General features: G+C 34.4%; 8 protein-coding genes and 1 pseudogene. 7 read left to right on the top strand and 2 right to left on the bottom strand.

Annotated elements, in window-relative coordinates:
• The first annotated feature begins 166 nt into the window (after nucleotides 1-166).
• Nucleotides 167-649 carry a hypothetical protein gene (locus M3226_RS31035; RefSeq protein WP_251573326.1) on the top strand — a complete coding sequence of 161 codons (483 nt, stop codon included), beginning with the start codon at nucleotides 167-169 and terminating at the stop codon, nucleotides 647-649.
• A 106-nt stretch (nucleotides 650-755) separates the two neighbouring features.
• On the opposite strand, the gene M3226_RS31040 is transcribed toward M3226_RS31035, so the two are convergent.
• Complete coding sequence (locus M3226_RS31040; protein ID WP_251573328.1) at nucleotides 756-995, bottom strand: DUF6429 family protein; 240 nt, start codon at nucleotides 993-995, stop codon at nucleotides 756-758.
• A 167-nt stretch (nucleotides 996-1162) separates the two neighbouring features.
• On the opposite strand from M3226_RS31040, the gene M3226_RS31045 reads away from it, so the two are divergent.
• Together M3226_RS31045 and M3226_RS31050 are read left to right on the top strand one after the other, a co-directional pair.
• A complete protein-coding gene (locus tag M3226_RS31045; RefSeq protein WP_251573330.1) occupies nucleotides 1163-1498 on the top strand; it encodes a hypothetical protein in 336 nt (111 codons plus the stop codon).
• Between the two features lie 201 nt (nucleotides 1499-1699).
• On the top strand, nucleotides 1700-2011 hold the full coding sequence (locus M3226_RS31050) for a hypothetical protein (RefSeq protein ID WP_251573332.1): 312 nt from the start codon (nucleotides 1700-1702) through the stop codon (nucleotides 2009-2011).
• A 228-nt stretch (nucleotides 2012-2239) separates the two neighbouring features.
• On the opposite strand, the gene M3226_RS31055 is transcribed toward M3226_RS31050, so the two are convergent.
• On the bottom strand, nucleotides 2240-3772 hold the full coding sequence (locus M3226_RS31055) for a multicopper oxidase family protein (protein WP_251573341.1): 1533 nt from the start codon (nucleotides 3770-3772) through the stop codon (nucleotides 2240-2242).
• A gap of 586 nt (nucleotides 3773-4358) precedes the next feature.
• On the opposite strand from M3226_RS31055, the pseudogene M3226_RS31060 reads away from it, so the two are divergent.
• From M3226_RS31060 to M3226_RS31075, 4 genes and pseudogenes are all read left to right on the top strand, one after another.
• Nucleotides 4359-4610, top strand: a pseudogene (locus M3226_RS31060) (oxalate decarboxylase); the annotation flags it as partial.
• A gap of 463 nt (nucleotides 4611-5073) precedes the next feature.
• Nucleotides 5074-5259, top strand: a complete 186-nt coding sequence (locus M3226_RS31065; RefSeq protein WP_251573335.1) for a hypothetical protein — start codon at nucleotides 5074-5076, stop codon at nucleotides 5257-5259.
• A 103-nt stretch (nucleotides 5260-5362) separates the two neighbouring features.
• Nucleotides 5363-5734, top strand: coding sequence for a hypothetical protein (locus tag M3226_RS31070; protein WP_251573338.1), 372 nt, complete (start codon nucleotides 5363-5365; stop codon nucleotides 5732-5734).
• Between the two features lie 223 nt (nucleotides 5735-5957).
• Nucleotides 5958-6377 carry a CBO0543 family protein gene (locus M3226_RS31075; RefSeq protein WP_251573339.1) on the top strand — a complete coding sequence of 140 codons (420 nt, stop codon included), beginning with the start codon at nucleotides 5958-5960 and terminating at the stop codon, nucleotides 6375-6377.
• The last annotated feature ends 308 nt before the right edge of the window (nucleotides 6378-6685 follow it).

Raw genomic sequence — 6685 nt, forward strand, 5'->3', positions numbered from 1 at the left:
TAAGGCACCATAGTTTATCGACCTTCCTCTCCCAGCCTTAGGAACATTATCGCCGGATTCAATATATTTTCATTCTTTGTGGTGAAGCGCCGATTTTTGCGCTTCATGGATGGCTAACGGGTGCTTTACTTAAATAAAAGTTATGTATAGAAAGAGTTGATTTAATTTGTCTAAACAAGGGTTAAAGGCTGCAATCCAATATGGAGAAAAACTACCTGTATTTAAAGGTTTAAAGGAAGCACTGTCTTTTTTCTTTAATTACAAACATGAATTATTGAAACAATTTGAATTAATTAGCCAAGAGTCCGCATTATTCAAAGCGAATTATAAAATTGAAAGTTTGAAAGGTTTGGAAAAATGGTACTTTGAGTTATATGAAAAGAATGAATTTGTTAAATTGGGAATAGATCGAAATGAATTTGAAAAAGCAATGGCAATTTATTTTGGAGAAGTAGTCGTACACAATAATAAAGATGCAAATTGGGAAGTTGAGGAATACCCTTTTGTACCAGGAAAATACACATTTGGAGTAAGTAAAGGCTTAGGCAGTATGTCTTTAGGTAATGGGTTTATTGACCATTTTAAAGAACCAGGTAATAAAAGAAGAAACGCTTTGTTTAGAAGGTACAATCATTACTTTAATGAATGAAACGATATGCCTTATTTAAGTAACGGGTGCTAGAGTTCAAGAGCTGCTTAAATTGCAACTAAGGTCTTTTTCCGAAAGGAAAAGGGAAATCTTTTTTAGAAATCCCTTACTGGTCCTTTATATTATATTTTTTCATCAGATCTATGGCTTGCTCAATTCCCTTATCTGTAAGATATACTGATTTTGAACGCTTGCTGTCACGAATGAAATCATTCTCTGATAATTCATTAAGTGATTCAAAAGGGTAACCTTTCCAGCTTCTTTGAGCTTCACCTAAACCATAATCTTCTTTAAAAGAAGTTAAATACAACAATAATAACGTTAATTCATCAATTTGATCTTTCATTATGAGTGAAGTCCTTTCCTTTTTATTTATTTTACAATTGATATAATGTTATTATTTTCATATTAAGAAAACAAGTCGTCGTAAAATTGAACGATAAGTTAATAGTTAGGTAATATTTCTTTAACGTTATCAAAGGAACAGTTTTAAAGTAGGAAGAGGTCTGGTTATTGAAAAATCATATTAAAGTAAATGGAAAGCTGCTTCAATCAAACAAACATTTTTCACAATTGAAAAATAAACAAAAGGAATGGATTGCAGTAGAACTTTATAAGCTCTACCATAATAAGATGAAAGAAAGACAAACAACAAGTAAACTCCTTCCTGAACATTGTGATATAGTTATTTCTTCCCTATATAAACTGATTCAAAATAGAGAGATATGGATTTCTTATGGAGAAGTAGAAAAGTACGCATTTAGTAAGATCACAAAAATAGTAAAATCCTTTAAGTATCAATCCCCTGAGTTGTGCAAGGAAATCGAGGTTGATTACCTAAAGAAATAGAATGAATTTTTATCTGTGCTGAAGGGTAGCTATCTAGCTGCCATTTTTGTTTACTATATGTTTTTTTTGCCGTCTTCTCCCTCGCAACCGAACCCGTTAACTGTGGCGGTCTTTTTTCTTATTCCACTAACGGGCAGTTTAGTTGAAGAAAGAATCATAAAATAATGAGAGTTATTATGTTGATTTGGGGGGAGAAATCAAATGGGGTTAGATATATACTACTATGATAAAAACAATGAAGAACATTTTCTTGCAGAAATAAGTGAAGGGTTACATAATCAAATATTTTATGGAAATATACATCCAGGAAAATGGGGTATTCTCAGTAAAATCAAAGAATATTATGGTGCTGATTCTGTTGTTACCTTGAATAGACTTCAAATTGAAGAATTTATAAAAAAACTTTTATCCATTCAGGAGTTTGTAGCAGATAAATATAAAAATGAAATTGATGAGATAGTATTGTTATTACGCAATGAAGAATTTCATAGTGTTGAAATTGCAGGTGATTAGAAAATGATAATGACAATTCATCAACTAAAAGGGACGTTTCTACAATAAGTGGAGACGCATTTTTCTTATTGAAGTAACTGGCAGGTTAGCTTAATAAAGTAAAAAAACATTGGGTGTTAAATCCCAATGTTCTTTGTAGATTAATTTTGTACTTCCGGAAAATCTAAGGGATTATTTTAAATTATATAAAGGTGTTTAAGCTATTAAATTTTGACAGAACACAGTCTATTATCGGATAACTATAAACGGTCTCATCATCTCATAATCCTCGTGCTCCAAGATATGACAGTGCCATACATACAATCCGGTAAAAGGACCAAACTTCATGATAATTCTAGCAATCTGGTTAGGATTAACTCGAACGGTATCCTTCCATCCTCGTTCGTATGGTTCCGGAGGAATCGCCGGACCCGTAAAATGGATCATTTTCTCCTTGTTAAACTTTTCTACATCGAAATTTCTCCTATCTAAGATTTGAAAATCAATTAAGTGAAGATGAATAGGGTGTGTATCCGTAGTTAAGTTAATGAGATACCATATTTCAGTTGATCCTAATTTTGGATTTTCAGTGATGGGGGCATCCCACTGTTTATTATCCAATAACATAAATTCACGACCGTACTTATCCATATTATCATTTAATGTTAGGTATCGTATTTTGGAAGCTGACTGTTCATTTATTTTGGGAACAGACATTATATAAGCCGGAATAGCACTCGTATCCACACTAGACAATGGAAGAGTTACTCTAAACTGCATCACTGTGCCCGTATTTTCATCAACTGGATCTCCGGTTGGAAATGGAGCAGGCGCATCGTTTGTCATGATAATATTCTTACCCTCAAGATTGGTAAAATCAATAATCACCTCTGCTCGTTCTGCAGGTGCTAACATAATTTCTTTTACACCTATCGGGTGCTGTATAAATCCTCCATCCGTTGCAATTTGATACATAAGTTGTCCTGAGCCAAGTTTAATTCTAAAGAAACGGGTGTTGGATGCGTTTAGCAACCTAAATCGATATTTACGTGGTTCCACTTCTAAATAGGGATGTACTTTGCCATTCACTAATATCGTTTTTCCCACGAATTCAGGAATGATCGACGTTTCTAATTCCGGGATTGGTTTATCTTGCTGCTTTGGGTAATAAAGGGATCCATCTTTATTAAATGTCTTGTCTTGTATCATTATAGGGATTTCGTATTTCCCACTTGGTAAATTCAATAAGCGTTCCCGTTGATCTCTGATTAAATAGAATCCCGCCAATCCAGCATAAACATTAAGCCTAGTAATACCTAAGGCATGGTCATGATACCAAAGTGTGGAATCATGACCGCAATTATCATATCGATAGATTTGCTTCCTAAAATTTCGACCGACTTGTTTGAATCCTTTTGTAAACCAAGCCTCTGGATAGCCATCGCTTTCCCATTCAACACAAGCTCCGTGTACATGTACTACCGTCCGTACTTCCGGTACGTCCATATGGGCACCATGCACAGTATGATCTACAGGAAACAGGTGCTTATCAGGAAGATTGTTGATCCATTTGATAAATACGATTTTACCTTTTTCTACTTCTATGGTAGGACCTGGATAGCTGCCTTCATAGCCCCATACCGTTGTATCATTTAACTCACTATGGAGAGATTGTTTAAATTCCGTCATATTCACTTCATAATACGTATATAACTGATCTTTCCATTGAGGTTTTAAAACAGGTGGGATTGGAAGTTCGTCTACAAATTTAGTGAGAATTATTTTTGGCGGATTTGCTTCCATACTGCCACATTGGTTATTAGGTGTGCATTTACATTGATCACCACATTTACAATTTGGATTTTAGCAGTACGGGTTGGTACATTGTTTGGATAAGTTGTGCAAGTTATGTGAAATGCCATCATTAATATTCATTAAGATTCCCCCATTTTCTGAATTTTCGAATCCCGTCATACCCAACCTTTGCCCTTCCAATTGTAGAAAATCTATAATGCTTTTGCATTTCCATCAGAAACAACATTCATACTATAATACTCCTTGTTTTCTTGAACTATTATTAAGTAATGCATGTTGGGCTTAGGAGGTATCAAAAAAGAGTTCACTGTGAAAAAATTTTAGTATTGCATATCTCCAAAACAATCGAAGGTCGGTGACCATTTTTTCCAAGTTATATTAAGACCAAATGAAAAAAGGTCAACCAGTTAAAGAGGGGGACTGCCAGCGCTAATCTCTTTTCTAGTTGTTTAACAAAGTAGGTTGTTTGAAATAGGCACATATTCGTTGCCCAACTCATAAGAATACGATAAAAGATTTTTCCTGAACTATCCCATAAATGAGGTGCATTTTGATGGACAACCGAACAATTAATCAAGTGAACGGAAAAGTGCCACAACCTATCCGTAGTGATGGAGCTGGCACGATAGACTCCGGACCTCGGAATATCATGAGGGATCTTCAAAATCCGAATATGCTTGTCCCACCTATAACAGATGCAGGTTTGCTACCTAACTTGAAATTCTCATACTCAGACACTTCTATGAAATTAAATCACGGTGGGTGGTCCAGGGAGATCACTTCCAGGGAACTACCTATTACGTCCAAGAAGCCGTTCATCGACTAGTCCATCTCAAGGATAGTGAAAAGATAAAGAAACTACTCAATGTCTTAAAACTAACCAAAAAGCTAAGAGAAAACTAAACAAATTTCGATTACAATGTAAAAATGAAGTCATATGATTTCGGAAGAAGGCAACATCAATCTAAATAAGTACATTAAATTGAATGAATTGGATTAGTTGGAACGCCGTATGCGGTGAAAGTCGCACGTACGGTGTGAACAGGGGGGAAAGGCGGTGATAACTTCAAAGCCTTACCTATCTGTATTAAGTACATTTCTTCACAAAGTTATAGAAAAGCCGATCTTCTTATTTAGCAAAATCGGCTTTTTTTATTATTAATTTTTAATGGAGTAGATGGAATTAAGCCACAATTACTAACCGTGCTAATGTATATGGTTGGAATTGGGATATATTTTGTTAGTGTATGTAGAGAAGGGGTGTGTAGATGAAAGATGACAAAGAGAGTTTGAAGAAAACAAACATTACCTTGATTACTATAGCAATAATTATTACCATTATAAATCACTTTGTGTTTCCTATTTTCTTTAAAATGAAACCTGATAGCGTAGGCACAGGCATTTCGATTATTCTTTTGGCATCTGTTTTACTCAATAATGTTAGGTCGAAGTAAGATGCTTTTATTGAACAAACGAAGCAGTTTAGCTGAAGAATTAAAAAGAATGCAAAACATATAGTTGTTTATACAAACAATTATTTTTATGGAGGAGTTTCCGATGAAAAGATGGTTACTCATATTTATAGTTGTAGCGTTCAATGTATTTTCTACTGTTGGCTGTTCATCTAGAAATATAGAAAAAATAGATGTTTACCAAATGGTAAGCTTTTCGGATGTTAAAGAGAATTCATTGATTTCATTTACGGATTCTAAAGATGTTATTAATTTTGTAAAGGAGTTTAAAAAAGCAAATAAAGAACCAGGGATTGTAGATATGATTGACCCTGAATATAAGGTTAATTTCGGGGACGAATCCTATTTTCTTTGGTTAAACGAAGAACACGCTACGATAATGAATGTAAAAGATACTCATACCATATATACCCTTCCAAAAAGTTCAACAAATACTATTAACCAGTTATTAAACTAATTGGTGCAAGAGTTGAGGTTCCAGCTGCAATTTGGTGACTTTTCCTTATTGTGCTAAATGGCAGGTTACTTGAAGAAGCATTTCGAGATGAAGAGGTTTAAGCTTAATAAAAATGAAGCACCTGGTAACCCTATTAGTAGACTTAGGAGGAAAGTCAGGTGTTTTTATGTGGTACTGGTATTTATTTCTATGTGTAATCGTATTTAACACAATAGCTATATGTATGAAAAAAAAATTAAAATTAATTGACATGTATGCAACTATAATTACTTCCTTACTTATCCAGACAAAAGTAGATAGATGGACAGACCGAATGGATTGGTATGGATTCTTTGACCGATGGTATGTAGACGCCCCTACTATGCTTGTTAGTATAGGCTTATATCCAGCAGCTGCTCTCATTATGTTAAACTTTTATCCATATGACAAATCAAAGTGGCTTGCAGCAGGCTATATCCTGATATGGTCAATAGCCTCTACCTTCTTTGAATGGACATTCCTTAGAAAAGGGTATATGTACTACGGAAATGGGTATCAGTTAATCTATTCAGCTTTTACTTATCCATTCCTTTATCTTATCTTATTTGGAAACCTAAAACTCGTCGGTACAATTTTAAAAATATCAGGTGAAAGAGAAAAGTAGCCATAGTTCAGAGAGCTGCTCTTCTACCTTAATGGGTGCGAATCGTCGAGAGGGTCGCACTTTTTCTTCTTCAAGTAACGGGAGATTAGTTAAACAACAATATGTGAAAAAATGTACTTAAACAAACGGGTAGCTTTAACTAAAGTTGATGATCGCTGCGGCGGTCTTTTTTCTTGTTGAGCTACCATGAAAATTTACTTCTGTACCTTCGATAAAAAGGCAATACTAAAGAAGACGCAGCTCATTCATTTTTTAAAAAGGGGAGAGCGTCTAATTCATTGATCTATGGAATTCAGTTGAATAGATTA

Source organism: Neobacillus cucumis, from assembly GCF_023715505.1.

Excerpts from the sequence above, each read along its gene's own strand:
- M3226_RS31040 (WP_251573328.1), bottom strand. The coding sequence starts at position 995 with ATGAAAGATCAAATTGATGAATTAACGTTATTATTGTTGTATTTAACT.
- M3226_RS31065 (WP_251573335.1), top strand. The coding sequence starts at position 5,074 with ATGAAAGATGACAAAGAGAGTTTGAAGAAAACAAACATTACCTTGATT.
- M3226_RS31075 (WP_251573339.1), top strand. The coding sequence starts at position 5,958 with ATGAAAAAAAAATTAAAATTAATTGACATGTATGCAACTATAATTACT.
- M3226_RS31050 (WP_251573332.1), top strand. The coding sequence starts at position 1,700 with ATGGGGTTAGATATATACTACTATGATAAAAACAATGAAGAACATTTT.
- M3226_RS31070 (WP_251573338.1), top strand. The coding sequence starts at position 5,363 with ATGAAAAGATGGTTACTCATATTTATAGTTGTAGCGTTCAATGTATTT.